This is a genomic window from Pseudomonas sp. SZ40, assembly GCF_052958135.1.
On record NZ_JBQWIF010000037.1, the window covers coordinates 27,837 to 54,057 of the forward strand.

The 26,221-nt window shown below is 59.3% G+C and carries 20 protein-coding genes and 1 tRNA gene; 17 read left to right on the forward strand and 4 right to left on the reverse strand.

The window, feature by feature from the left end:
* Window positions 1-189: 189 nt before the first annotated feature.
* From ACT9T4_RS22115 to ACT9T4_RS22170, 12 genes are all read left to right on the forward strand, one after another.
* A complete protein-coding gene (locus tag ACT9T4_RS22115; RefSeq protein ID WP_499118940.1) occupies window positions 190-1,386 on the forward strand; it encodes an EAL domain-containing response regulator in 1,197 nt (398 codons plus the stop codon).
* A 441-nt stretch (window positions 1,387-1,827) separates the two neighbouring features.
* Window positions 1,828-2,565: a molecular chaperone gene (locus ACT9T4_RS22120; protein WP_499118942.1), complete on the forward strand. Its 738-nt coding sequence runs from the start codon at window positions 1,828-1,830 to the stop codon at window positions 2,563-2,565.
* A gap of 44 nt (window positions 2,566-2,609) precedes the next feature.
* Complete coding sequence (locus ACT9T4_RS22125) at window positions 2,610-3,113, forward strand: CS1 type fimbrial major subunit (protein WP_042552085.1); 504 nt, start codon at window positions 2,610-2,612, stop codon at window positions 3,111-3,113.
* Window positions 3,114-3,204: 91 nt separating this feature from the next.
* Complete coding sequence (locus tag ACT9T4_RS22130; protein WP_499118944.1) at window positions 3,205-5,730, forward strand: TcfC E-set like domain-containing protein; 2,526 nt, start codon at window positions 3,205-3,207, stop codon at window positions 5,728-5,730.
* A 50-nt stretch (window positions 5,731-5,780) separates the two neighbouring features.
* Window positions 5,781-6,974 (forward strand): hypothetical protein, encoded by a 1,194-nt coding sequence (locus ACT9T4_RS22135; RefSeq protein ID WP_499118946.1) that lies wholly within the window; start codon window positions 5,781-5,783, stop codon window positions 6,972-6,974.
* A 448-nt stretch (window positions 6,975-7,422) separates the two neighbouring features.
* On the forward strand, window positions 7,423-8,403 hold the full coding sequence (locus tag ACT9T4_RS22140; protein ID WP_042552084.1) for a Bug family tripartite tricarboxylate transporter substrate binding protein: 981 nt from the start codon (window positions 7,423-7,425) through the stop codon (window positions 8,401-8,403).
* 118 nt (window positions 8,404-8,521) lie between these two features.
* Complete coding sequence (locus tag ACT9T4_RS22145) at window positions 8,522-8,980, forward strand: tripartite tricarboxylate transporter TctB family protein (protein WP_042552083.1); 459 nt, start codon at window positions 8,522-8,524, stop codon at window positions 8,978-8,980.
* A gap of 3 nt (window positions 8,981-8,983) precedes the next feature.
* Window positions 8,984-10,498, forward strand: coding sequence for a tripartite tricarboxylate transporter permease (locus ACT9T4_RS22150; protein ID WP_042552082.1), 1,515 nt, complete (start codon window positions 8,984-8,986; stop codon window positions 10,496-10,498).
* A gap of 585 nt (window positions 10,499-11,083) precedes the next feature.
* Window positions 11,084-12,145 (forward strand): serine hydrolase domain-containing protein, encoded by a 1,062-nt coding sequence (locus ACT9T4_RS22155; protein WP_499118949.1) that lies wholly within the window; start codon window positions 11,084-11,086, stop codon window positions 12,143-12,145.
* 139 nt (window positions 12,146-12,284) lie between these two features.
* On the forward strand, window positions 12,285-12,452 hold the full coding sequence (locus ACT9T4_RS22160) for a hypothetical protein (RefSeq protein ID WP_257026787.1): 168 nt from the start codon (window positions 12,285-12,287) through the stop codon (window positions 12,450-12,452).
* A gap of 493 nt (window positions 12,453-12,945) precedes the next feature.
* Entirely contained in the window at window positions 12,946-13,461 is a 516-nt protein-coding gene (locus tag ACT9T4_RS22165) for a DUF2059 domain-containing protein (RefSeq protein WP_499118951.1), read from the forward strand.
* A 182-nt stretch (window positions 13,462-13,643) separates the two neighbouring features.
* A complete protein-coding gene (locus ACT9T4_RS22170; protein ID WP_499118952.1) occupies window positions 13,644-14,216 on the forward strand; it encodes a hypothetical protein in 573 nt (190 codons plus the stop codon).
* Between the two features lie 405 nt (window positions 14,217-14,621).
* Here the strand turns inward: ACT9T4_RS22170 and ACT9T4_RS22175 are convergent, their stop codons facing one another.
* From ACT9T4_RS22175 to ACT9T4_RS22185, 3 genes are all read right to left on the reverse strand, one after another.
* Window positions 14,622-14,945 (reverse strand): hypothetical protein, encoded by a 324-nt coding sequence (locus tag ACT9T4_RS22175; protein WP_499118954.1) that lies wholly within the window; start codon window positions 14,943-14,945, stop codon window positions 14,622-14,624.
* Between the two features lie 20 nt (window positions 14,946-14,965).
* Window positions 14,966-15,592 (reverse strand): hypothetical protein, encoded by a 627-nt coding sequence (locus ACT9T4_RS22180; RefSeq protein ID WP_499118956.1) that lies wholly within the window; start codon window positions 15,590-15,592, stop codon window positions 14,966-14,968.
* Between the two features lie 125 nt (window positions 15,593-15,717).
* Window positions 15,718-16,485, reverse strand: a complete 768-nt coding sequence (locus ACT9T4_RS22185) for an STM1630 family protein (protein ID WP_499118957.1) — start codon at window positions 16,483-16,485, stop codon at window positions 15,718-15,720.
* A 574-nt stretch (window positions 16,486-17,059) separates the two neighbouring features.
* Between ACT9T4_RS22185 and ACT9T4_RS22190 the strand changes: the two genes are divergently transcribed.
* Together ACT9T4_RS22190 and ACT9T4_RS22195 are read left to right on the forward strand one after the other, a co-directional pair.
* Window positions 17,060-17,275: a DNA-binding protein gene (locus tag ACT9T4_RS22190; protein ID WP_499118959.1), complete on the forward strand. Its 216-nt coding sequence runs from the start codon at window positions 17,060-17,062 to the stop codon at window positions 17,273-17,275.
* Window positions 17,276-18,885: 1,610 nt separating this feature from the next.
* Window positions 18,886-19,716 (forward strand): phage integrase, encoded by an 831-nt coding sequence (locus ACT9T4_RS22195; protein WP_499118961.1) that lies wholly within the window; start codon window positions 18,886-18,888, stop codon window positions 19,714-19,716.
* Between the two features lie 364 nt (window positions 19,717-20,080).
* Here the strand turns inward: ACT9T4_RS22195 and ACT9T4_RS22200 are convergent.
* Window positions 20,081-20,170, reverse strand: a tRNA-Ser gene (locus tag ACT9T4_RS22200).
* 291 nt (window positions 20,171-20,461) lie between these two features.
* Between ACT9T4_RS22200 and imuA the strand changes: the two genes are divergently transcribed.
* Genes imuA through ACT9T4_RS22215 form a run of 3 tightly spaced genes read left to right on the forward strand, consistent with a single transcriptional unit; the run spans window position 20,462 to window position 25,573 of the window.
* Complete coding sequence (imuA, locus tag ACT9T4_RS22205; protein WP_499118963.1) at window positions 20,462-21,082, forward strand: translesion DNA synthesis-associated protein ImuA; 621 nt, start codon at window positions 20,462-20,464, stop codon at window positions 21,080-21,082.
* A gap of 1 nt (window position 21,083) precedes the next feature.
* Entirely contained in the window at window positions 21,084-22,496 is a 1,413-nt protein-coding gene (locus ACT9T4_RS22210; protein WP_499118964.1) for a Y-family DNA polymerase, read from the forward strand.
* Entirely contained in the window at window positions 22,493-25,573 is a 3,081-nt protein-coding gene (locus ACT9T4_RS22215) for an error-prone DNA polymerase (protein WP_499118966.1), read from the forward strand. Before ACT9T4_RS22210 ends, ACT9T4_RS22215 begins: the two co-directional genes overlap by 4 nt.
* Window positions 25,574-26,221 lie beyond the last annotated feature (648 nt).

Here is a 26,221-nt window from a genome sequence, read left to right on the forward strand (position 1 = left end):
AAACTGCCCAGTACACGGGGCGAATGCTCCGTCACCCATGCTGAAAGATAGCGGCACTTTACGCAATGGCAGACGAGCCCTGCGCGCACGACAAAGGATATTTCCTACAGGGCGTTAGGCAGCGTCCTGCTCTGCGCCCGCGCCCCCGGCGCCAGACTGGCTCGCCTTATCAACTCGGGAGCCAGGCAGATGCGAGACCTGTGCGTGCTTATTCTGGAAGACCACCCGTTCCAACGCTCGGTCGCGGTCAGTGCCATGACGCAGTTGGGCGTCGGCCACATACTCGACGCCGCCGATGGCAATGCAGGGCTGAGGCTGCTTGGCCAGCACGGCCCGGCCGATATCGTGCTGTGCGATTTGCGCATGCCTGGCATGGACGGCCTGGCGTTCCTGCGCCATGCCAGCCAGGCAGGCCTGGTCAAGGCGGTCATGCTGTATAGCGGAAGCGAGGAGCCTGTGCGTCGCGCCACGCTGCGCATGGTCGAACTGCTCGGCCTCGAGGTGCTCGGCGACCTGGGCAAGCCGCTGCCGCTGGATACCCTGCAGGCGCTGCTCGAACGCTACCGCGCCAGCCAGACGCAACCGTTTCCCGGGCTACCCGAGGTATGCGAACTGCCGAGCCTGCGCGAGATCGAACGTGGCCTGCGCAATGGCGAATTCCAACCTCACTTCCAACCCAAGTTCATGCTCGACAGCCGGGAGCTGATGGGAGCCGAGGTACTGGCACGCTGGGCCCACCCCGAGCGCGGCCTGCTCTCCCCGGACCGTTTTCTGCCCATGATCGAGAGCTGCGGCCTGCTCGACCAGTTGTTCATCCAGCTGTTCGAACAAGGGCTGCGGCTGCGCAGCGAACTGGCGAAGCGGCAGTTGCCCCTGGAGCTGGCGTTCAACCTGAACCCTTCGCAGCTGAATTCGCCGCAGTTGTACGAGCGGATCGAACGGACCGTGAATCGCTATGGCTCGAGCGCCAAGGGCGTGCACTTCGAGATAACCGAGCAGGGTCTGATCAAGGCGCCGGCAAGCAGCCTGGAAAATCTGTTGCGCTTGAGGCTGATGGGCTGCGGCCTGGCCATCGATGATTTCGGCACCGGGTTTTCTTCGCTGCAACGGCTGCATGACCTGCCGTTCGACCAGATCAAGTTACCGGGCCATTTCATCAGCGGCCTCGGCACGGATCCCTACAGCGCCGCGATCATCGGCAGCACGCAGGAACTGGCGGACTGGCTGGACATGAGCCTGGTGATCGAGGGCGTGGAAACGGCCGAGCAACGTCGCCACCTGATCGAGCTGGGGTGCAGCATCGGTCAGGGTTACTGGTTCGCCAGGCCCATGAGTGGCCCCGACCTCCTGCACTGGCTGAGCATCTCCGGATACCTGCCCGTCTGATCACGCACCGCGCGTGTGGTGCGCAGCCACCTCGTGCTCAACCGACGCCGTGATAGGAACCACAGAAGGGTATTGCATCCTCCCTCCTCACGTTTTACCCCCTGATGACCTGCCTGTTATCGGTGGCCTGCGAGCAGTCATCCGCTGCAGCGCCACCGCACGGCTGGCTCAGCAGCCCCCCGCGGCGATACGCCCCCCTCCCCAACAACCCAACCCCGCAGGGTCGCTTTCCCAGCGCCCCTGCAGCGCACGCGCCTACACCAGGGCCGGGCCAGCCATTCCCGCCGCACGCACGGCAGCCTAGGAAATTTCCTACAGCCCGCCAGGCCGCGCCCGACAGTCGCAGACCCTGCCAGAACGAATAATCACCTCACTTTTTCAGCCCGCCCTGGCCCTGATGGCGACTCGGCAGGTTCACCCATTTACTCACTGGCACAGGCTATGAAACGACTTCTACTCGCAGCGCTGCTCACCCTGCCCTCGCTTGCCCACGCGGGTGCCGACATCAATATCGGTGCCATGTACGACTACCTGGACGGCAGCAAGAGCACGCTGCTCAAACGGGTGCGCAACAGTGGCGATGCCAGTGCGTTCGTGCGGGTGAGCGTTGCAGAGCTGATCTATGACGCCTCCGGCAAGGCCAGGGAAGTGCCGGTCAGCATCGCCAATGGCTCCAGCGTGGAAACCCGCGTTCTGGTCGCCAGCCCGGCACGCCTGATCGTGCCGGCCGGGGGGATGCAGGCGATGCGCATTCTCTACACCGGCGAGCGAGACAAGGAGCGTTATTTCCGCCTGCGTTTCGAGCCCGTGCTGCCGCAGCAGGACGATGGTTTCGGCCTCTCCCGGGCAGAAAGCGACCAGTACCGGGAAAGCCTTTCCGCAGGCGTCAACATCCTCGCCGGTTACGGCAGCCTGCTTTTCGTACGCCCCCAGCACCCCCGCTACGCCACGCAGATCGAGCGCCACGCCGAACGCTTTCTGGTCCGCAACGACGGCAACAGCAGCGTGGTGCTCGACAACTTCAATGACTGCTCCAGCGACGGCAAGCAGTGCGAGGTACCGAGCAAGTATCACGTGCTGCCCAACAGCGTGCGCACGTTCGAGCGCAAGGCCGGCCGCTTGTATTACTTCGACCTGATCGAAGGCGACAAGACCCAGAAGATCGAGCTCAAGCCTTGAGCTCGACCTGGTTTTCACCCACCCCCCACACGAGGTTAAACAGCATGAAAAAATTTCTGATGATCGCCCCACTGGCATTGCTCGGCGCAAGCGCCGGCGTACTCGCCGAGGACGCGGTTCAGCATCAGGTTACCGTCGTCGCGACCGTGCCGACCGAAAACTTCTATGTCGTACCACCGGCCGGCGACAGCTGGATGAACGATGCCCAGGAGCTGTACTGGAACCCGAGCAACGGTGCCCTCAGCAGCGTGCGCAAGCAGCTCGAAGCGAAGAGCACCGTTGGCCCCATCAGTGCCTACCTGAGCGCCCCGGCAGTGATGTCCAGCGGCTCCAACAACATCGACCTGAACGTGAAACTGCGCGGCATCGACCTGAGCACCACTGCCACCGAGGTGGTACCGGCAGCCGTGGCTCGTACCGGCGCGCGCGTGGATGTGGAAATTTCCGCCAAGCCGCTGGCTTCCGGCAGCTATGCCCCAGGCCGATACCAGGGTGTGGTCGGCATGATCTTCGAGACTACCGCCCCTGAGGCTGCACCAACCAACTGAGGCTCGATGCGCGCTCGCGCATCACTCCCTTACCGCCCCTTCTCGAGCACGGACCCGAGAGGGGCGGTCTTTTCCGAATCTGGGGTGAGTCATGTTCTCGATGTCTTTCCTGACGCGATCCATTCTGCTGTCGCTAGGTTGCGGTGCGGCCACGCTACTGACAGCGCAAGCCGTCGCGGCGACCTCGACGCCAACGTCGGCACTGAGCATCCTGACGCAGGCACAAGGGCTGCCGGCGGACTTCGCTGAAAACCTCTTCGAGGTACCCCTGGCCGTGCGTGTCGACCTCGATGGCCGGCTGCTCGGCGAGGCCATGGTGATGCTCGGACGCGACGACAGCGTGCGCCTTATCGAATTCAACGACACCACGGATAGCCCCTTCACCCCGGCCGAACGGCAACCCTGGGTCGACCTGCTCGGCAACGCTCAGCCACTGGGTGCGTGCCACACATCCTGCCCATCGGGACTGCTGGCCCTGCACTACAGCCTGGCCACTTCGCAGCTGTCGATCCTCACCGCGAAGGCCGAGGCCGACCCGCAACAGCAGCGTTACTACTCGCTGCCCGAAGGGGGTAGCAGAGGCCTGATGCTCTACAACCAATTGAATCTTACCGGTGGCCAGCAGCAGGAGACCGCCGGTCGTTACGCCCTGGAAGCGCAAGGCAGCCTCGGCAACTGGACCACCGTCGCAGGCGCGCAAGTACACCGAAGTGCCACCGGCAACGGCGAGGAACCGCTTCGCTACTACGCCCAAAACCTCTATGCGGAACGCCAGGACGCCGGAAATTTCTGGCGCCTGGGCTACTTCACCCCGGACGCCCACGGCGTCATGCGCCAACCGCAAATGCTCGGCAGCAGCCCACAAACTACACTGGGTTTGATGTACGGCAGCAGCGACAGTCTGGCCGTGGACAGCAGCAGCCCCAGCGCCACACCGATTTATGTCACGCCCAACCGCCCTGGCGTGGTCGAGCTCTATCGCAACGGCGTACTGCTCAACAGCCAGCCGGTACAACCGGGCCTGCAGGCCATCGATACGCGCAGCCTGCCAGGTGGCATCTACGAAGTGGAAGTGCGCCTGGTCGAGGATGGCCAGGTCACCTCCAACGAGGCGGCATTCATCTACAAGCCGAACAACTGGCATGACCCGGACCAACCCTGGCGCTACAACCTTTACCTGGGGCGTCAGAGCGACCTGCTGAGCAACTGGGAGAAACGCGGCGAGGACGCTCTCACCGCTGGCGTCATCGCCAACTACCTGCTGCATCCGCGCGCCGTACTCGGCCTCTCCGCCCAACGGGTGGACCAGACCTCGCAACTGGGCACCTCCCTCGACTGGAGCGTACTGGACAACCTGAATCTGTACGGCAACCTGTACAACAGCGGCAGCCAGGGCCACGGCTTCGATCTGCAAGGCATCTACAGCTACACCAGCGGCAGCCTGGTGGTCAGCCACAGCCGCAGCACCCTGGAGCGCGGCGACGGCTCGCGTACCGCACGCAGCTCGGCCGCTGAAACCCGGCAGAGCGCCTTGTCGTTACAGCACCGCGTTACCTACAAGAGCAGCGCGACGTTACGCCTGGCCCATAGCAGCGGCGCCAACCAGGGCACCGGCGTCGATCTCGGCTGGCTGTACAACGGCAGCTTGCTGGGCAGCGATGCCAACTGGAGACTCTCGGTATTCGACCGCCCCGGTACGCTCAGCTCCGGTGAAGCGCGCAACCGGGGTTTCGATGTCACCCTCAGCCTGGCGCTCGGCGGACCAGGCAAACGCATCACCGGCAGCTTCGGTAGCCGCGCCTCGCGGGATGGCGGGCGCGAACAGAACGCTGCGGTGACCTACCAACAGAGCTTCGATGACGGTGCCCTGCGCAGCGTATCCGGCACCCTGAACGCAGACAGTTACGGCACCGGCCTGTCCGGCAGCGCGTACTACCAGGGCGACCTGGCCAGCGGCGACATCTACCTGCAGCGCTCTTCCTACGACGATGCCCTGAGTGGTGGCCTCAACCTCACCAGCACCGTTGCCCTTGGGGCCGGCACTCTGGCGGCAAGCGGCGACAGCCAGTTGTATGCCGCCGGGATGATCGTCGACGTCGAGTCGGACAATGCCGCCATCGCCCTGCGCGCCGATGACATCAACGGCCACAGCAGCGTGCTCAAGCCCGGGCGCAACGTGATCCCGCTCACCGCTTATAAGAGCGGCACGGTGCAGTTCGACTTCGCCGGTAACGACGCCCCTGCCGCCGTCATTCAACCGCAAGCGGTGAGCTACCACCTCAATCAGGGCGGAGTGAGCTACCAGAAGATCCGCGTGATGAACACCGTCACCGTCATGGGCCGTCTGCTGGACGCCCAGGGTCGGCCGCTCAAGGGCGCACTGATCAGCAACCATGCCAGCCGCAGCGTCAGCGAGGCCGATGGCTTCTTCGCCGTGGAAATGAGCGAGTCCACACCGACCCTGGACGTGCAATGGCAGGGCAAGGCGCTGTGCCAGATCCGCCTCGACAAAGGTGATTACCGACGCGAACAGGACAGCCAGCTGGTTGGAAACCTGGTGTGCGCCGCCAACGACCTGGCAGCCGGCCACTCCGCTACTGAAACCCCGGACAGTTGATGAAGAAGGCTTACACGATGAAATGCCCAACACTATTCGGCAGGTCGTTAGTGCCTGTCGCCATGCTCGGCCTGCTGCTGAGCACCAGCGTCCAGGCCGCCGACGCGACCATCAGTGCGCGCTTCGATCCGAACCTGCAGGATGCCTCGCACAACAGGTTCACCAACACCACGCCCCAGGCAGGCTTCTGCCAGCGCTGGCCGGAGACCTGTACCCAGTACAAATACTTCTCGGTGGGTATCGGCGGCGTGACCTTTAACAAGCGGGCGATCAAATTGGCGTCCGATGTGCGCAACCGCTTCTATGTCAAGGCACCGGATAGCCGGCAGGTTCGTGTGGTGAACGAGGCAGGCGATTCCTTCATGGTCGAATTCCGCATCTCGGCAGTCAGCCAACGTACGGAAAACGACCCGGCACCTCAGCTCGACAACCCTGTCTGGTCAGCCGTGCAAGGAGGCTGTAGCGCTTGGCGTGTCTACGCCCAGACCGGCAATGCGTCGAGCTACGCGCAATACATCTGGCAGGTCAGAAATCCCAGTTCGCCTGGGGGCTGCTATGTCGACGCAACGGCCCAGAGCGCCGGCTTCGCCAAGAACCTGCGCGTCTCCGAACTGGCTGTCGGCTATGAGCTGATCACCCCGACTCCGCTCGGCCTGGCCAATGGTGTCTACAGAGGCCAGGTCACCTATCGCATCGGCAACAATGGTGATTTCGACTTTGGCAACAACATCACCGGTCTGAGCAAAAGCACCATCAGCATCGACTTCGAGCTGACCGTCAAACACCAGGTCAGGATCGAGTTCCCGCCGGGCTCGGACCGTGCAGTGCTGGAGCCGCAAGGCGGTTGGGGCAACTGGGTACACCGCGGCCAGCAACCGACCCGGCTGCAGCGCGACCTGCCATTTCGCCTGTGGTCCGGCGGCCCGTTCAATATGTACCTGAACTGCCAGTACAGCGCCGGCAGCAGTTGCGCGATCCGCAACCAGAACAATCGCCAGGTACCGATCGATGTCGCCGTCACACTGCCCAGCCATGTGGCCCTGGCCAATGGCGGCGCGGTACGCCGGGAAAACCTGCCGGTCGGGCGCGCTGCCGCCAAGCACTTCAGAAGCCTGTCGACCGGCTTCAACCAACCCGCCCAACTGCATTTTGAAGCAACCCAGGCCGCTGTGAAGGAGATGCTCAAACAGCCGGGTAGCACCTATCAGGGCGACGTCACGATCATCTTCGATGCCGAACTCTGAGGGCGTGGCTTTTGCCAAAACCCGGGTTCTGCATGCAAGCCCCCTGGCTTTCGCGCTGGATATCAGGGGGTTTTGAGGGGAGTGCTCGAACGATCCCGGGCACGCCATCAGGCGTCTCAACGGCACAAACATCTTTTCGCTGTGCATGCAGCCATGAAAGCTTTACGAAAGGTTTCTGGCGTATTACTGCTGCAACCGGTGAACCATCGGCGGACGGCTATTAAAAAAAGGCCGCCTAACAATAAAATCAGTGGAGAGCCATCCCATGCTCGTCACCAACCGATGTGCCATTCGTGCCCTTGCCTTTTCCCGCTATGCCATTCCTACACGGCCACCTGCGCCCGGTTTGACCGTGGCCGCTGCCTGACCGCGGCTGCGCGGCATACCCCCATCGCAGCGCTTGCGATGTAGCTAGCTCCTATTACAAAAACAATCAGAGGTGCGTTCCATGAATCCCATGTTTCGTCGTTTGCTCCTGTCCGCCTGCTGCGCGCTGGTGGCTGGACATGCCTTGGCCGAGGAGCCACGCCGTCCCGAGTGCATCGCACCGGCGGCCCCCGGTGGCGGCTTCGACCTGACCTGCAAGCTGGCGCAGAGCGCGCTGGTGCAGGAGAAGCTGCTCTCCTCGCCGATGCGGGTAACCTACATGCCGGGCGGCATCGGCGCCGTGGCGTACAACGCGGTGGTCGCCCAGCGGCCCGCTGATGCGGGCACGATCACGGCCTTCTCCAGCGGCTCGCTGCTGAACCTCGCCCAGGGCAAGTTTGGCCGTTTCGATGAAAACGCGGTCAGGTGGCTGGCCGCTGTCGGCACCAGCTATGGGGCGATCGCGGTTCGTTCCGACTCGCCCTACAAGAACCTCGGCGATCTCATCAACGCACTCAAAACAAACCCGGGGAGTGTGGTCATTGGCGCTGGCGGCACCGTGGGCAGCCAGGACTGGGTGCAGACCGCGCTGATCGCCCAGGCCGGCGGCGTCGATCCCAAGAAGATGCGCTACGTGTCGATGGAAGGTGGCGGCGAGTTGGCGACCGCCCTGCTCGGCGGGCACATTCAGGTGGCGAGCACGGACATTGCCGACTCCGTGCCTCATGTCGAGTCAGGCCACATGCGCATTCTTGCCGTGCTCGCCGACACGCGTCTCGAAGGTCCCATCGTGTCGGACATTCCCACCGCCAAGGAGCAGGGCTACGACGTCACCTGGCCGGTAATCCGCGGCTACTACCTGGGGCCGAAGGTTAGCGATGAGGCCTATGCCTGGTGGAAGAACGCCTTCGACACGCTACTCGCCTCCGAGGACTTCGCCAAGCTGCGTACCGAGCGCCAGCTCTATCCCTTTGCCATGACCGGCGAAGAGCTGGATGCATACGTCAAGAAGCAGGTCGCCGAGTACAAGAACCTGGCCCGCGAGTTCGGCCTGACCCAGTAAGCGCGATCGTACGCCCCCTTGTTCAACGGGCTTGCCCGTGATCACCGGCGATGCCGTTGCCTGGGCAGGCAACACCGCCACGGGGCGCTCTGCGCGCTATATAACGAGGATTCTCCCCATGATCCTGCAACGCATTTTCGCGGTTTCCCTGCTGGTGGTGTGCATGGCTCTGGCCGTCATGGCCTGGCCCTATCAAGCCCCGTTCTCCTATGAGCCGGTGGGGCCGCGAGCCTTTCCACTGCTGGTGCTCGGCCTGATGGGTGTGGCGCTGCTGTACCTGGCGATTCGCCCCACGCCCGTCACGCGCTCGGAAGACGAGCCGGAGTTGGACAGTGCGACGCTGACCAAGGTGATCGCCTGTTTCGCGCTGCTGCTGGTGTTCGCAGCCGCCTTCGAACCCCTGGGCTTCATTCTCAGCTCAATACTCATCGGCGTGCCCATGGCCAGGCTTTACGGCGGCCGCTGGCTGACCAGCGCCCTGGTGGTGGGAGCCATGAGCGTACTGCTGTACTGGCTGTTCGACCGTGTAATGGATGTCCCCCTTCCCCTTGGCCTGCTGGCCGCGCTGGAGAACTGATCCATGGAAACCTTGAGCTATCTGGGGCACGGCTTCGGTATTGCCCTGACTCCTTACAACCTGATCACCGCCCTGATTGGTACCCTGATCGGGACCGTGGTCGGTCTGCTGCCGGGCCTGGGGCCGATCAACGGCGTGGCCTTGCTGATCCCCATCGCTTTCGCCCTCGGCCTGCCGCCGGAGTCGGCGCTGATCCTGCTGTCGGCGGTGTACCTGGGTTGCGAGTATGGCGGCCGGATCAGCTCGATCCTGCTGAACATCCCCGGTGAAGCATCCACCGTCATGACCGCACTGGACGGCTACCCGATGGCGCGCCAAGGCAAGGCAGGCATCGCCCTGTCGCTGTCGGCCTGGAGCTCCTTCATCGGCGCGCTGCTGGCGACCTGCGGCATGGTGCTGTTCACCCCACTGCTCGCCGCCTGGGCTGTGGCCTTCGGGCCCGCCGAATATTTCGTGCTCATGGTCTTCGCTATCGTCTGCCTGGGAGGCATGGCCGGGGATAAGCCGGTAAAGACGTTCGTTGCAGCGCTGATCGGCCTGTTCCTCTCGGCGGTCGGTATCGATGCCAATAGCGGCGTGTATCGTTTCACGGGTGACAGCGTGCACCTGGCCGATGGGATCCAGTTCGTGGTGCTGGTGCTGGGCCTGTTCTCCATCAGCGAGATCCTTCTGCTGCTGGAAAAGACCCACCACGGCCATGTCGCGGTCAAGACGACCGGCCGCATGCTGTTCAATTTCAAGGAAGCGGCCTCGGTGGCCATGGTCAACCTGCGGTGCAGCCTCTCGGGCTTCATCATCGGCGTGCTACCGGGAGCCGGCAACACGCTGGCGAGCGCGGTGGCCTATATGACGGAAAAGCGCATTGCAGGGGCCAGCGGCAACTTCGGCAAGGGTGATATCCGTGGTTTGGCAGCGCCGGAAACCGCCATCGGGGCCTCCACGTGCGGCGGCCTGGTACCGATGCTGACCCTCGGCGTACCGGGTTCGGGGACCACAGCGGTGATGCTGGGTGCGCTCACGCTATACAACATCACGCCTGGCCCCCTGCTGTTCGAGCAGCAACCCGACATCGTCTGGGGCCTGATCGCGTCGTTGTTCATCGCCAACGTCATGCTGCTGGTCCTGAACATCCCCATGATCGGCCTGTTCACCCGCATTCTGGCTGTACCCACCTGGGCGCTGGCGCCGGTGATCGCGATCATCACCGGGATCGGCGTCTACGCGGTGCATGCGACCACCTTCGACCTGTTCCTGATGGTCGGCATCGGCATCCTCGGCTACATCATGCGCAAGATGGACTTCCCACTGTCCCCGGTTCTGCTGGGGTTCATCCTTGGCGGCCTGATGGAGCAGAACCTGCGCCGTGCGTTGTCGATCTCCAACGGTGAGTTGGGCATCCTGTTTTCCAGCCCGATCTCCATCGGAACCTGGGTGCTCGTGGCGGTAATGCTCGCCCTGCCGATGTGGCGCGGCTGGCGTCGTCGCGTGCGTCGCGTTCAAGCCACTACGGCGGGCTAACGTACAGGCTTCGTGCCGACATTCGCCCTGAACGCTGGTGCCAAAGACACAAACCCCAGATTTCTGTTCTGAAATCTGGGGTTTTGTGTTTTCGGGGATGGCGGGGCAACAGGGATCTTGAAACCGCTTGGGACGATTTCGTCACGCTTCGACGCACACCGTTGGCGGAGAAAAAACCAAACCCATGGCACCGCTGACGGAGCGGTGCCTGGCCGTTGGCGTGGTTTGATGATCGCGTTTGCAGCGCCTCTGCAACGATGCCCCCCACGAGTAGGTAGGCAACGTCGGATTCCGAGCTGGCCGGACAGGTCACGACGATGGTAGAAACTATGCAACATTCAGCGGCGGTGCTTGAAATAGGGCCCGCAACAGGCTGTGTGAAAACGTAGCGAGCGAAGGTTAGGCAAGGGCTGGGCGCCCCCGCAAACCGGCGAAACGCAGCGCAGTTGGCCCGCGGGGCGAACGTAGCGAGTCAAAAGCGCAGCTCAAGAGGTGTAAATGAGCATTTTGAGCTGGCTTTTAACGCCGCATAACCGAGCGCAGTAGTTTTCACACAGCCTGGCAAGCCTCGGAGCCAGCCCAGCCATGATCGTATCCACCACCTCCCCATCAAGCCGCGCACGTGCTGTGTTGACGTACGGTGCCCTCACCCTCGCCCTGATACTGGGCACACCCGTGCATGCCGCGGCCGCACCGCAAACCACCACGCTGGACGGCATCCTCGATCAAGCTGCCGCGCTGGTGCCGCTGGAGACGGTGATGGTTGCCCGCGACGGGCAGATCATCGCCGAGCGCGGCTATCGGGGGCACCGTACCACCGCCGCCACCAATATAAAGTCGGCGTCCAAGCTGGTGATATCGGCGCTGGTCGGCATCGCCATCGACAAGGGCGTTCTCGCGGGCACCGACCAGCGAGTGGCATCGCTGCTGACGGCGGAGTTGCCGGCCGATCCCGATCCACGCCTGCTGCGGCTGACGGTTGGCAACCTCCTCTCGATGCAGGCCGGGCTGGGCTCCACATCCGGCCGGAACTACGGCGCCTGGGTCGGCAGCCGCAACTGGGTACGAGCGGCCCTTGCGCGCCCCTTCGAGGACGAACCCGGCGGCCGGATGATCTACTCGACAGGCTCCACGCACCTGCTCTCCGCCATACTGACCCGCCACAGCGGGCGCTCGACGCTACGATTGGCCCGTGATTGGCTCGGGCCTCTGGACGACTTCCAGATCGCCAGTTGGACCCGCGATCCGCAGGGCATCTACATGGGCGGCAACGAGATGGCCATGAGCCCGCGCTCCCTGCTCGCCTTTGGCGAACTCTACCGTCGCGGCGGCGTTACGGCGTCTGGCCAGCGCCTGGTCTCGCAGACATGGATCGATGCCTCCTGGCAGCAGCGCACGCAGTCGCCCTGGACTGGCGACGGGCATGGCTATGCCTGGTTCCTGACCCGTATCGCAGGCGAAGACATCCGCTACGGCTGGGGCTACGGCGGACAGATGCTCTACCTCGTGCCGCGACTTGGCTTGACCGTCGTGATGACCTCGGACGAGCATGCCTCAGCAGCCCACAGCGGCCACCGCAGTGACCTTCATCGTCTGTTGGCCAACATCATCACGTCCGTTGCACAAGCTCCGCGAACGCCGGGGTAGTGCGTCACACACACAACGGTATAACTGCCATCGTCAAAGAAGCGCTCTTCAACCTAAAACGGGAGCTTGAATGACGTGACAGCTACATGGCTGCGGTCAAGCTGCCCACCTACCGGCCTCTCAGGTAATGCGCGATCTCATGCACGACTACATCCGCCATCAGCAGCAAACCAAGGAAGATGCAGATTTCGTTCGGCGCAAGGTCGCTGCTGCTAGAGCATCGGTCGAAGCCGGTCGAGGCCGATCCAATGCAGACGTAGAAGCCGCATTCGCGGCACGCCGTGCCAAGGTGGTCGCCCGAAGCTGAGCAGGATCGTTACGCTATATGAAGCTACATCGCTGCCGATAATCCTCCCGCAGCAGTAATGTAGCGCCCCTCAGGTCTCTTCCCAACAGGGGTAAATGGGAGCGGGTCGTAGACTGCCACTCCCATGATGTGCGTATAGAGAGGGATAAGGTTTGCGATAAAGGCTACGGTTCGGTCGCTTGCTTCGCTCATGTCGCCATCCTTTTCGACAGAAGATAGACCCTGAAAAGCAAAAGCCCCCGAAACTCTATGAATTTCGGGGGCTTTTGCTTGAGATATGGCGGGAAAATAGGGATTTGAACCCGTTTTTTTTACGGCTTCAGGACATCACAATACGTGCCATTGTTTGATTCTTAAGGGCCTCAGCGTGTCGTTTCGTAGCCATGCGGCACAGTGTTTTCGACACATCTCACAGCTTACCTGTGGCTCTGATCATTGCTCCACGCTACCATCGCCCCTCTGAAATTTGTCACCCACCAAGGAAGGTCACTAAATGCGTTATCTCGTAGCAGCTATCTCAATCTTCGTTGCCTCGCATGCTTTTGCTGATGCTAAGACTCAAAAAATTGAGGCTTTGCTTCGTGCCCAAGGCTTGGTTGACTCTTGGGCTCAGCAGCTTCAGCGCAGTAAAGAATACAACAATGTAATGGCTCAGCAGATTATGGGGAAAATTACAGCTAACTTGACCCCAAATGAGGAATTCAGGAAACGATTCAACGAGGCGGGTGAGAAGTTCCTTAATAATGTAGTCACGCCTTGGACAGCTGAAGACATGGTGGCTGTTTGGGGTCAGCATTACGGCCCTGCATTCAGTGAATCGGAACTCGATCAGCTTATCGCTTTTTACTCCTCACCTCTGGCTCAAAAGGAAATCCAGGTTTCCCGAGACGCACTAGAAAAATTCACACTGCATTTTCAAGATGCAAACAAGCCTATCGTCGACAAAGCTACAAATCAGTACCTACAAGACTTGCAGCTTATTGCAAAAGACTGCAATTGCACTAAGTAAGCCACTCTAAGGCATCAAGTTATTACCGGGATTGCAGGCGGGTTCGTAGCTGCCGCACATTTTCTCGACTACCGATTTCGCCAAGGCAGGCATGGTCGAGCGCCGCTCAAACCTGAATTCAGCATTAAGGAAAACGATGACTAGGTTAAGTGATTTAAGCTATATTCAACTGAGCCAATAACATGACCAACCCGCTCCAGTCCTCTACGGCAGTCCGTGTTAACCCGCCAACTACTTCTCTTACTATCACCGCCCTACTGATACTACTAGCCACTATTGCGGCTTACCTATTTTGGGGCGATATTAACTATTTGCTTGCCACTCAGAAAGGAACACTCAATAAAGCTGGAAGCGTCTCCTTTCTCCATCACATATACCTGACAACGTTCTCGCTTGAAATAGCCTATTTCAGAATCATTACAAGCGCTTCCATTTTTATCTTCGTAGTTTTCTCAATGCGAAATAACCAAGCCTTTTCAAGCCATATCGCACCTGTATATCTGTACGGACTCACACAGCTTGCTTTTTACATCTTAAGCATGACTGCAATACTAGGGATTTTAAACCAAGTATCAGGCTACAAACTGTTTGAAATTTCTTATTGGTCTGGCCCAACCGCTAAGACTTTAGCTGCATCCATACTTTTGATTGTCTCAATGCACCTGCTTCCGCCAGCAGCATTTCTGCTCACTTGCTATGTGGCCAGATCAAAAATCAACAAACAGCTAAACTCAAGCCCCAGCTCATCGAATTAAACCTTTCAAGGATAATCATGCGCCCCGTAATGAAGAGTAGCCCCTGGCCTCGAAGGCTTCAGCATTTACCCCTTGCAATGGCACTGGTCTGCATATCAGTGGTGATGACTAAGCCAAAGACCCTTATCGGGCTTGCCATTGCTTTATGCACCATCCCTTTTTTATTTATTTTGGTTGTATCTGTTGCTGGCCGCTGGAAGCGTAGGTTTGGCGGGAGCTCATTTATGAATATAATAGCAACTATTATGGTCATCGTCCTAATTGCAGCGACTTATTTGTTTACATATTACATCAGACCCATTGCAGAAAAACATTTTGAATACAACATGACAAGATCTGAATATGTATGGAGCAGGTAAAAGATTTAGCAAAGCATGGATCGTCAAAAACTCATTTACGCCTATTCTAAATCACAGCCTGCGCTTCCCAAATAAAAGAAAACAAAAAACGACTGCAAGCAAAACCTGTAAAAAAAACACCGAAAATAATGCAATATCTCTTTATCATTGCCACTACACCTGCAGTTTCAAAGATAGCTGACGAATCCTCCTCGCTACCGGTATAGTTTTCATCCAATTTACCGTCTTGAAAAAGATGCCGAGAGGGATTTTCACTAGAGTCCAGGTAATTGGTAACCGTAAACGAAGAAAATCTTTCGACTCCATAGCTAAGAGTTTGAGACAGGAAAACAAAACATAACAAAGCGATAAAGCCTTGAAATCTGTTCACAAATCTTTACCCCAGCCCATTCAAGGCATCATATTGTTGCCGGGATTACAGGCCGGTTCGTAGTTGCCGCACATTTTCTTGAATGCGACCTTAGCTCCTTTCCTGCAGTCCCGGTAGATCAGAGAGCCTTTCTGATAATTTTGGCAGACGCTGGAGTGGTCAATTACTCCGTTTCGTTCTGTCCAAGAAAACTCTCCGCTTACCCTCTTCTTCTCGTGGCCATTTTCCCAAGACCAGTATCCGGACTTGCTTACCTCACGGACTTCTTTCCGCTGCTGCCTTTGTGGCTGGCTTACAGGTTGGGCTTGATAGGTGGCTGCGTAGGTGTTCGCGATTGGCTTCGGCTTGTAGTTGCTATCGCTAAACGAAGTCTGTCGCTCCTGGGTTTCCTGGGCGCGTTGGCGTGACCATTCTTCAAGCCCGCGATTGGCTTGGATGGTCTGCTGGGCTTGGCTGGATCTGATCCAGTCTTGATCGTTGCCCTGTAGCGCTTCGGCTAGTGGCTGCTGAGGCTGTGCGGGCTGTTGGCTGAATATGGGCTCACCGCCAAATCGGATCGCCTGTTTGAGCTGCGCCACGTCGATCACGATTGGTTTTGCAAATACTGTTACCAAGTTCCAAAAGATTGTAGAGCCAACACCCAGCATACGCCATGGGCCTTATTTCTTACGTGCTTTAGTTAATCAGGAATATCGTCCTTGTCAATTTTCATTACCACTCCTTGTATTCACAGGTAAATCATCGCCCTTTTTCTCTCCATTATGTGGGAATACTATTTCCCACCCCCGGGTGCCAGCTTTATCTTTCTGTAGACACTGCCATCATTTGAACCAACATCTTTAACCAAAATATTTTCGGTAACAATATCATTTTCCAGACGCGAATATACCATCAGATCTCCGTATGATGCCAAAACAACATACTTCGCCCCCTGAAACTCATACAGATAAAAATCCATCTTTCTTTTAGCTACAAATCCTCCAGCGCCATGACAAAGCCCATAAAAAATAAAACCAAAGCAGAGCAAAAGAGAAAATCTAGAGTAAATAGATATATTATCTCTGGTAATATCAAACTGCCTACCGAACTCTGCAAAACTTTTAAACTCATCGACTTTATTGCTTAGCCTTTCAATATAGGTTCCTTCCTTCCCAAACAATGGAGGTACATATAGAAAGCACGATGCAGAAGCCAGCGCCATTGCAAGAACGTATAGTTGCCCGCGCTCAAACCCCAATAAAAACGCGCCTAGCAACGGCACTAGACAGAAAACCCCAGCCGTTCCTAGAGACCTATAAAACGCATGCTCGGAACCAAGCAGCCTCTTTATTGTATCGAGAAACAAAAATATCAAATTCACATAAACAACAATTGCCATCAAACTCAGAAGGACGATCTTTAAATCTACTTCGATCAATTCTATTGGGTATGAATAATAGTCAGCATATCCTCTCTCGTAGCCGAGAGCAGCCAGCCACCCTAAAATGGGAATAAATGCAAGGACATACCCTTCTGATGTATAACGCCTCCATTCCAGCATAAATCTATTCCATTAAAAAATATTAAGCAGGAGCCAATTTTTTATTAAAGGCGCAGCGCAAATTCGCCGCATCCTTTTGAAAGCGTCATATCTTTAGCTTTTATCTACTGACCACCTTCCAACACGGGCGCACCACCGTTTAGCTACTTCCGTTGTAATCGCTATCCCGCGTTCTGATTGGGCAAGTTTCAGTTGGCCTCGTCGTAGTCGGGGCTGACTTGGCCTTTGTCCGGCATGACTTCACCGGTCAACATCCACCATCGGTACTGGGGGAACACCTTAGCGACCGCCTCAATCTCTTCCGCCTTGATCTCCCTATTCCGCGCTGGATTCTTGAGATTATTCCAAGTGTATCTACTGATCCCAGTTTTATCTTCCAGCTCTGGAAGTCGCATTTGGGATGCTTTAAGGATCGCTATAACTCGCTCTTTAATCATAACCAAATGATCTACATGTAATATATCCAATATGGATCACAAATGGCATGATCCGTTTCGAGACTATCCATTTTGGATATTTCAATTATGGATAAAGTCGCATTGCCCAATATTGACACGAATAGGCACGGAACGACATGGGACTGGAACAGCTGGACACCAACACGCTGATAGCCCCGCAACAGGACGTTGAAACCATCGAAACCTGGGCGGAACGCAACGGCGTCACCTACGACACGGCACGGGCCTGGGCTATGCGTGGCGTGCTGCCTACGGTAAAGCTTGGCAAACGCCGCATGATCAACAGCGCGATGTTTCGCAACTGGCTGTTGAAACAGGGCTCGCCAGAATGATTCATTACAAACCGCAGTGCTGAGTGTGCTGGCTACCTTCGCGAGCACCTCCAAAGGCAGGACTGCTTAGCCGAAGGTCCCTTTCTTTAGCAGCTCCCACACGGCATCAGGCCAGAATCGCTTAGCGCTTCTGATGGCTCTGGACAGTGGCGTTTCCTCATCATCAAGATAAGGCAGGCAAAGGCTCCCACCTGTCTTGTGCGCGTAGTGTTCTGCCAAGTGCGTCAGCAGGTTGCTCGAGTAACCTGCGTCTTTGCCAACGCTGTGAAACATCACGAACTCCACGACAGCGTTACTCGCAACTAGATTGGCGGGTAGGTCTGAAGCACGAGCTTTATCGCCCTGCCACCAGACGGTTACCCATTCATCCGGATCGTCAAACGGGTCCGTTTGATCAGCCAGAGGCATTATCAAGGTGCCGTCTCGAAGGCACATTGCGCTCAGGCCCGCCCCTCCCGTGATGTGCGTATGAGAGAGGGATAAGGTTTGCGATAAAGGCTACGGTTCGGTCGCTTGCTTCGCTCATGTCGCCATCCTTTTCGACAGAAGATAGACCCTGAAAAGCAAAAGCCCCCGAAACTCTATGAATTTCGGGGGCTTAGGCTTGAGATATGGCGGGAAGATAGGGATTTGAACCCGTTTTTGAGCGGTTTCAGTGCATCACAATGCGTTCCAATCTGTGATTTTGCTTGGCCTCATCGTGTCGATTTGTGGCTATGCGGCACAGTGTTTCCGACACTTTTTCGACTCCTTTCTCAAACCCGGCCCTTACGCTAGGGCAGTCCATTGACTCGACAACCAGTCCAGGTGAGTATCAAGCTCCCTCAAGTCCCCCGCATCTCAAGGATAGGTATGCGCCTAGTAATGAAGATCAATCCCTGACCACGAAGGCTTGAGCATTTCTGTCAAGTCAAGCGGCCAACCATCGACAAATGCTTCACGAACAAATAAAGCCTTTAGACGCGAATTAGTAAAACTCCAATCAAAATGAAAAAAGTCATTAGTCGCTCTCAAAAAACAGCTGTATTACTTGCAACTCTGCCTTCTATTACAGGGACTATTTACTTTCTTTGCTATCATGACTTCTCCCCGAATCCGGCCTTATTCAACACATCCCTGGCGCTCACAGCACTTATCACAATAGGTGCGTTCTTACTTTTCTTCGCCAAATTTAAAAATGGCTCATGGAGGTCAGAAAAGAAAATAAATGAATTCAAAGACAAGTTAATCATATATCTCCTTGCGCCTCTTGCATTCTATTCTTACACTCTCCTCCACATATACATCATTGCACCCAGAGTTTACACAGCAATTTTCGGCACTGAGTTGACCGTTGCGGAGAAAATCAGATCAAAAAATGAAGGTCACAGCAGGCATAACACATGCGATTACTATTTAAACTTTGAAAACCATCGCGCTTTTGCTTTAGAAACATGCATTAGTCGAAAGGTTTATTTTTCTACACTCGACAGTGGCGACATTGTCATATTGAAAATCTTGGAAAGTCCTGCCGGCTCAATTATTCAGTCAGTAATCGTGCCGAACTAAAACTCGTCTATTCGCATTCCCGTAGCTGCGAGTGCGGATTTCCAAGTGACTGGCCAAGGATCTTGGCAATCAAGCTATCTGGCAAGCAATACGCTGAGTGTCGAGCAAAACAGCTTACTCAAGGTGCCAACCCCAAGACGCTGAATAATCGCCTCGGTTACCTGCGTTCAGTCTTAAACGCGCTGCACCAGCTCGAAGAAATCGACTATCCCAACCCGCTGGTCAGGGTGAAGCCGCTACGCCTGCAGGAAAAGGAACTGGCTTACCTGACCGACGCCCAGGTCGATCACCTATTTGAAGTGATTCACGAACGCTGTAGGACGCCGCACGTCGCCATGGTTGCCGCTGTCTGTCTTGCCACCGGTGCACGTTGGGGTGAGGCTCAAGCGCTGACGCCAGAACGGGTACGGGGTGGGCTGGTGACCTTCGTCCATACCAAGGGTAAACGTGTCCGCTCTATCCCAATCGATCCTATGCTGGAACCGCAGATCCACCGGCACTTCAAGCTTCGTGGCGTGTTCTCGAACCGCCTCAACAGCTTCGACAAGACCCTGGAAGCTACAAAGCTAGTATTGCCTGCAGGTCAGGCTTCCCACGTCCTGCGTCACACATTCGCCAGTCACTTTGTAATCAACGGCGGCAACATCCTGACCTTGCAAAAAATCCATGGTCATCAGTCGTTAGCGATGACGATGCGGTATGCGCACTTGGCTCCGGATCATTTACAAGATGCCGTCAAGCTTGGGCCTCAAGCCTGGAGGAAAGCGCTTTCTTCACAAAATGCCAATCCGCTGGATCACCAGTATTGTTGCAGTACACAGGCACCAAATGCTGCAAACCATGCCATGCCAGCCACCTTTGCAGTACGGTCAAAGGCTTTGTTTTTTCTATGATTCGCAAGTATCAGCAAGGTGGACACCATTGCTGTCGACAGTAGAAAAATATAGCCAAGCCAAAGATCGTCACCGGCCATCACCAGAGAATGTTTCCCTGTGCCGACTGAAATTAGCCCGGATACATAGCCTTCATAGGCATGCTTGGCACACCCCAAGACCATCGCTATTGCGACCAGACGCAAGATGATCAGTTTTCTGCCGTTGAACTCCGTTTCTTCAGCCATCAATACTCGTCCGTAAGTGAATCAGTTACGCAAGCTTGGGTAAGTAGTCGTTTTCGACACTTCTTCGACACTTTGCATGCCGCAGATAGCAAAAGCCCCCGAAACTCTATGAATTTCAGGGGCTTAGGCTTGAGATATGGCGGGAAGATAGGGATTTGAACCCTAGGTACCATCGCTGATACAACGGATTTCGAATCCGTCCCGTTCGGCCACTCCGGCATCTTCCCAGGCGGCGCGCATGATATCAGCAGAAATCGGTTTGGCGAAGCCCGTCGGGCGATTTTTTTCGCTTGGTTTCAATTGCTTGCCTCATTCGCTGGCAGCGAACCGCCCTCCTCCGGGCCGCAGGCCTTGAGTACGGAGCCTTGCAGGCCATTGCGGCATTGTTCGAGCTGATGCCGGTAAGCCGTCTGCCTGGGATCGGTCGGGGTGCAGGGTGCTCCACTCGGCGGATACTCCCTTGTTGGAGAAACAAAATACTGTACATTTGAACAGTATTTTTCTGCTAGCCGATTGCCATGTCTTCTGTCGTAGCCCTCGATCATTTGCTCAACGAGCGCCGTATCTGGCGTGGCCAGAGCGTTGTCGCGCCCAGCGGTCACCAGCCCACCGGTAACGCGGCGCTGGATGCATCGCTGCCCGGTGGTGGCTGGCCGGAAGCGGCGTTGAGCGAGCTGCTGGTTGCGGCACCGGGCATTGGCGAGCTGCGTTTGTTGCTGGCGACGCTGGCACGTTTGAGCGCTGCCGGTGAGCGGGTGGTGCTGATCGCTCCACCCTACCTGCCCTACCCCGGCGCCTGGCTGGCGGCAGGGGTGGAGCTGAAGCAGTTGACGCTGATCCAGGCGTCTGCCCGGGAGGCCTTGTGGGCTGCCGAGCAGTGTCTGCGCTCGGGCAGTTGCGGGGCAGTGGTGCTCTGGCCGCAGCGTGCCGATGATCGGGCCTTGCGTCGCCTGCAGATCGCTGCGGAAACCGGGCAGACCCTGGCCTTCGCCTATCGCCCGCTGCATGAGGCGCAGAACCCCTCGCCGGCGGCCTTGCGCCTGACCATAGAAGCGCAACCGGCTCAGGTGCGCGTGCTCAAGTGCCGTGGCGGACAGCCACCGGCACGCACGTTTCCCCTGAGCACCTGGGGTCGATGACATGCGCTGGGCCTGCATTCTGCTGCCACAACTGGCCATGGACGGGGTATTGCGTGGCCGCGAAGACGCCGACACGCCGCTGGTGCTGCTCAGCGGCACACCGCAGCGGCGCCTGTTGCAGGCGGTAACCCCATCGGCCCGGGCGCTTGGCCTGCGCCCGGGGCAGACGCTCACGGCTGCGCAATCGCTGAACTGCGCGTTCGCCAGCGCCGAGTACGACCCTGCCGATATCGAGCGCTGGCGCACTTTTCTCGCTGCCTGGGCCTACGGTTTCAGCTCCCAGGTCAGCCTGCACTACCCACGCTGCCTGCTGCTGGAGGTGCAATCCAGCCTGGCCCTGTTCGGTCCCTGGCCGCGCTTCGAGGCGCGCTTGCGCGAGGAGCTGACGGCGCTGGGCTTTCGTCATCGCATCACCCTGGCGCACAACCCGGCTGCAGCGCGCATGCTCGCCAATCTTCACGATGGCCTGGCGGTGACGGACGAACAGGCCCTGCACCAGCAGCTCGCGGCCATGCCTCTGGATCGCATCGGCCTGCCCGTCGAGCTGGTCACGGCCCTCACGCGCATGGGCCTGCGCCAGGTGCGTCAGTTACAGGCGCTGCCCCGTGACAGCCTGGCGCGGCGCTTTCCTGCCGAGTTGCTGAGCCGCCTCGATACCCTGCTGGGCCTGCGCCCACTGGCGCTGGATTATTACCGGCCGCCGGATGTGTTCGACACGCGCCTGGAGCTGCACTTCGAAGCGGAGTCGACCCAGGCCCTGCTATTTCCGCTGCGTCGCCTGACCGCTGACCTGGCCGCCTACCTGGCGGGCCGGGACTGCGGCGTGCAGCGTTTCGTGGTGCACCTGGAACACCGCGAGGGGGATGCCAGCCTGCTGCCGGTGGGCCTGCTCAGTGCCGAACGGGAAGCGGCGATGCTGCTGGAGTTCACCCGTGGCCGCCTGGAACAGCTGCAACTGCCCTCGCCGGTGCTGGCAATCCGCCTGGTGGCCAATGATCTGCCGGTGTTCGTGCCGCAGCACCAGGCGCTGTTCGACGAACGCCCGCAGCAGACCCTGGGCTGGGAGCAGTTGCGCGAACGCCTGCGGGCGCGCCTGGGTGACGACGCCGTGCAGGGCCTGAGCGCCCATGCCGATCATCGCCCCGAGAAGGCCTGGCGCACGCAGACCATGAGCAGTGCCGTTACCGGGCAATGCGCGGCCCGGCCCAGCTGGCTGCTGCCGGAACCCCAGGCGCTGCAGGGAGCCGGGCTGCGCGTTCTCAGCGGCCCGGAGCGCATCGAATCCGGCTGGTGGGATGGCGAGGACGTGCGCCGCGACTATTACCTGATCGAGACCCGCAGCGGTCAGCGTGGCTGGGCGTTCCGTGCGGTCGGCGAAGATGGCCCGCTGCAGCTGCATGGCTGGTTCGCATGAGCCAGGTGGCCTACGCCGAGCTGCACTGCCTGTCGAATTTCAGTTTTCAGCGCGGTGCCTCCAGCGCCGAAGAGCTGTTCGAGCGCGCGAGGCTGCTTGGTTATCGCGCCCTGGCGATCACCGACGAATGCACCCTGGCCGGCATCGTGCGCGCCTGGCAGGCCGCCAGGAAACATGAGGTGGCGCTGATCGTTGGCAGCGAGATGACGCTGCCAAACGGTGCCCGGCTGGTCCTCCTGGCCGAGAACCTGAGCGGCTACCAGGCGCTGTGCGGGCTCATCACCCGGGCCCGTCGGCGTGCGGAGAAAGGTCATTACCGGCTGCTGGAGGAAGACGTACCAGCGACGCCGGACGGCTTGCTGGCCATCTGGCTGCCACGCCCCGGTGACGACGCCACAGCCGGTGCCTGGCTGCAGGCACGCTTCGCCGAGCGCCTGTGGCTGGGCGTAGCCTTGCACCGTGGCGCCGATGATCGGGCCCACCTGCAGCATTGCCTGGGCCTGGCTGGGCAACTGGGTATCGCTGCGGTGGCCTGTGGTGACGTGCACATGCACGCCCGTGGCCGCCGTGCCCTACAGGATTGCATGACGGCGATCCGTCATCACTTGCCGGTGGCCGAAGCCGGCGCGCACCTGTTCGCCAATGGCGAGCGTCACCTGCGCCGCCGCGAGGAGCTGGCCGAGCTGTATCCGCCCAGGTTACTGGCCGAAACCCTGCATATTGCCGAGCGCTGCCGATTCGATCTTGGCGAGCTTGAGTACCACTACCCTCACGAACTGGTGCCCGCCGGTCATGACGCGGCCTCCTGGCTGCGCAAGCTGGTCGAGGATGGTATCCCCGGCCGCTGGCCAGCAGGCCTCAGCGAGGCGATCCGCGGCCGCATCGAGCACGAACTGCAACTGATCGGCGAACTGGGTTACGAGAGCTATTTTCTCACCGTGCACGATATCGTCCGCTTCGCCCGCAAGCAGTCGATCCTCTGCCAGGGCCGCGGTTCGGCAGCCAACTCGGTGGTGTGTTTTGCCCTTGGCATCACCGAGCTGGACCCGATGCACAGCAAACTGCTGTTCGAGCGCTTCCTGTCCAGGGAACGCAACGAGCCGCCGGATATCGACGTGGACTTCGAGCATGACCGCCGCGAGGAAGTCATCCAGTACGTGTTCCGCCGCTATGGCCGCGAGCGGGCGGCGCTCACGGCGGTGGTCAGTACCTATCACGGTGCCGGGGCGATTCGTGACGTGGCCAAGGCCCTGGGGTTGCCGCCGGATCAGATCAACGCCCTGGCCGCCTGCTGTGGCCGCTGGAGCGACCGTATCCCGGATGCCGAGCGCCTGCGCGAAGCCGGCTTCGACCCGCAGAGCAAGGTGCTGCACCGCGTGCTGGTGCTGGCCGGTGAGCTGATCGGCTTTCCCCGTCACCTCTCGCAGCACCCTGGCGGTTTCGTGATTTCCGAGTACCCGCTGGACACGCTGGTGCCGGTGGAAAACGCCAGCATGGCCGAGCGGACGGTGATCCAGTGGGACAAGGACGACCTCGACGCGGTCGGCCTGCTCAAGGTCGACGTGCTCGCCCTGGGCATGCTCAGCGCCCTGCGCCGCTGCTTCGACCTGCTTGCCGACTACCGCGGCAAACGCTGGACGCTGGCCACGCTGCCCCCGGAGGACAAGGCCACCTACGCGATGATCAGCCGCGCGGACACCGTGGGCGTGTTCCAGATCGAATCCCGCGCGCAGATGGCCATGCTGCCGCGCCTGCGCCCCGCGACCTTCTACGACCTGGTGATCCAGGTGGCCATCGTGCGGCCGGGGCCGATTCAGGGCGACATGGTGCATCCCTACCTGCGCCGGCGTAATCAGGAAGAGCCTGTCACCTACCCCTCCAACGAACTGCAGCCCGTCTTCGAGCGCACTCTGGGTGTGCCGTTGTTCCAGGAGCAAGTGATGGAGCTGGCGATCATCGCCGCCGATTACACCCCGGGTGAAGCGGACGAGCTGCGCCGTTCCATGGCGGCCTGGAAGCGTCATGGAGGCCTGGAGCACCACCGCCAGCGGCTGACCGAGCGCATGCTCGAGAAGAGCTATCCACTTGAATACATCAACCGCATCTTCGAGCAAATCAAGGGCTTCGGCAGCTATGGCTTTCCCGAGTCCCATGCGGCCAGCTTCGCCTTGCTCACCTACGCCAGCTGCTGGCTCAAATGCCATGAACCGGCGGCGTTCGCCTGTGCGCTGATCAACAGTTGGCCAATGGGGTTCTACAACCCCGATCAGGTGTTGCAGGATGCCCGCCGCCACGGCTTGCGCATCCACCCGGTGGACGTGCGCTACAGCCAGTGGGATTGCACCCTTGAGGCCATCGACAAGGCGCAGCCAGCCATTCGCCTCGGCCTGCGCCTGGTGAAGGGTTTTCGTGAGGACGACGCCCTGCGCCTGGCTGCCGCCCGCCACGTCGCGCCGTTCAGCGATGTGGCCGACCTGTGCCAGCGTGCCCGCCTGGACAACACCGCACGGGCGCGGCTGGCCGATGCTGGCGCCCTGCAGGCACTGGTCGGCCATCGCCATCAGGCGCGCTGGGCCATCGCCGGTGTCGAGCCGCAGTTGCCGCTGTTCGCCAGCCTGCCGGCACAGAGGGAAACCGCCATCGAGCTGCCGCGCCCCAGCGTTGGCGAAAACCTGCTGACCGACTACGCGACGCTGGGCACCACCCTCGGCCCACACCCGCTATCGCTGCTGCGCAGCAAGCTCAGGGCGGCCCGCTGCCGCAGCCGGCGCGAGCTGCAGCAGGTAGAGCCCGGACGCATGGTCAGCGTGGCCGGTCTGGTCATCGGCCGTCAGCGCCCACAGACCGCCAGCGGCGTGACCTTCGTCACCCTGGAAGATGAGTTCGGCATGATCAACGTGCTGGTGCGCCTGGAACTGGCCGAGCGCCAGCGCAAGACACTGCTGCAAGCGCGCTTGCTGCGCATCGATGGGCATCTGGAGGCCGCCAATGGTGTGCAACACGTGATCGCTGGAAGGTTGGTCGACCTGACCGACTGGCTACTGGGGCTGGATGTGCGCAGTCGGGATTTTCATTGAGGTTGGAGTAGATGAAACCCTTACGGTTGGTGGGCTGAAGCCCACCCTACTCCCAGAGGCATCAACCGTAGGGTGGCGCTTTAGCCCACCAAAGCCATTCAACGCCGAGGGTGGCTGGAGGGTCAGAGCATGCGGTTCGGAGCTTCGGGCTGTCGGCGCTTTGGGTGGTGGGCTGAAGCCCACCCTACCCCAGAGGCATCAGCCGTAGGGTGGGGCTTTAGCCCACCAAAGCCATTCAACGCCGATGGTGGCTGGAGGTTCAGAGCATGCGGTTCAGCACCTCGGGCTGTGGGCGCTGTTGTGGTGGGCTGAAGCCCACCCTACCCCAGAGGCATCAACCGTAGGGTGGGGCTTTAGCCCACCAAAAGCCATTCAACGCCAGTGGTGGCTGGAGGTTCAAAGCATGCGGTTCAGCACCTCGGGCTGTGGGCGCTGTTGTGGTGGGCTGAAGCCCACCCTACCCCAGGGCATGACCGTAGGGTGGGGCTTTAGCCCACCAAAGCCATTCAACGCCGATGGTGGCTGGAGGTTCAAAGCATGCGGTTCGGAGCTTCGGGCTGTGGCCGTTGTTGTGGTGGGCTGAAGCCCACCCTACCCCAGAGGCATCAGCCGTAGGGTGGGGCTTTAGCCCACCAAAGCCATTCAACG

Excerpts from the sequence above, each read along its gene's own strand:
- ACT9T4_RS22115 (WP_499118940.1), top strand. The coding sequence starts at position 190 with ATGCGAGACCTGTGCGTGCTTATTCTGGAAGACCACCCGTTCCAACGC.
- ACT9T4_RS22120 (WP_499118942.1), top strand. The coding sequence starts at position 1,828 with ATGAAACGACTTCTACTCGCAGCGCTGCTCACCCTGCCCTCGCTTGCC.
- ACT9T4_RS22125 (WP_042552085.1), top strand. The coding sequence starts at position 2,610 with ATGAAAAAATTTCTGATGATCGCCCCACTGGCATTGCTCGGCGCAAGC.
- ACT9T4_RS22130 (WP_499118944.1), top strand. The coding sequence starts at position 3,205 with ATGTTCTCGATGTCTTTCCTGACGCGATCCATTCTGCTGTCGCTAGGT.
- ACT9T4_RS22140 (WP_042552084.1), top strand. The coding sequence starts at position 7,423 with ATGAATCCCATGTTTCGTCGTTTGCTCCTGTCCGCCTGCTGCGCGCTG.
- ACT9T4_RS22145 (WP_042552083.1), top strand. The coding sequence starts at position 8,522 with ATGATCCTGCAACGCATTTTCGCGGTTTCCCTGCTGGTGGTGTGCATG.
- ACT9T4_RS22150 (WP_042552082.1), top strand. The coding sequence starts at position 8,984 with ATGGAAACCTTGAGCTATCTGGGGCACGGCTTCGGTATTGCCCTGACT.
- ACT9T4_RS22155 (WP_499118949.1), top strand. The coding sequence starts at position 11,084 with ATGATCGTATCCACCACCTCCCCATCAAGCCGCGCACGTGCTGTGTTG.
- ACT9T4_RS22160 (WP_257026787.1), top strand. The coding sequence starts at position 12,285 with ATGCACGACTACATCCGCCATCAGCAGCAAACCAAGGAAGATGCAGAT.
- ACT9T4_RS22165 (WP_499118951.1), top strand. The coding sequence starts at position 12,946 with ATGCGTTATCTCGTAGCAGCTATCTCAATCTTCGTTGCCTCGCATGCT.
- ACT9T4_RS22170 (WP_499118952.1), top strand. The coding sequence starts at position 13,644 with ATGACCAACCCGCTCCAGTCCTCTACGGCAGTCCGTGTTAACCCGCCA.
- ACT9T4_RS22180 (WP_499118956.1), bottom strand. The coding sequence starts at position 15,592 with ATGCTGGGTGTTGGCTCTACAATCTTTTGGAACTTGGTAACAGTATTT.
- ACT9T4_RS22185 (WP_499118957.1), bottom strand. The coding sequence starts at position 16,485 with ATGCTGGAATGGAGGCGTTATACATCAGAAGGGTATGTCCTTGCATTT.
- ACT9T4_RS22190 (WP_499118959.1), top strand. The coding sequence starts at position 17,060 with ATGGGACTGGAACAGCTGGACACCAACACGCTGATAGCCCCGCAACAG.
- imuA (WP_499118963.1), top strand. The coding sequence starts at position 20,462 with ATGTCTTCTGTCGTAGCCCTCGATCATTTGCTCAACGAGCGCCGTATC.
- ACT9T4_RS22210 (WP_499118964.1), top strand. The coding sequence starts at position 21,084 with ATGCGCTGGGCCTGCATTCTGCTGCCACAACTGGCCATGGACGGGGTA.
- ACT9T4_RS22215 (WP_499118966.1), top strand. The coding sequence starts at position 22,493 with ATGAGCCAGGTGGCCTACGCCGAGCTGCACTGCCTGTCGAATTTCAGT.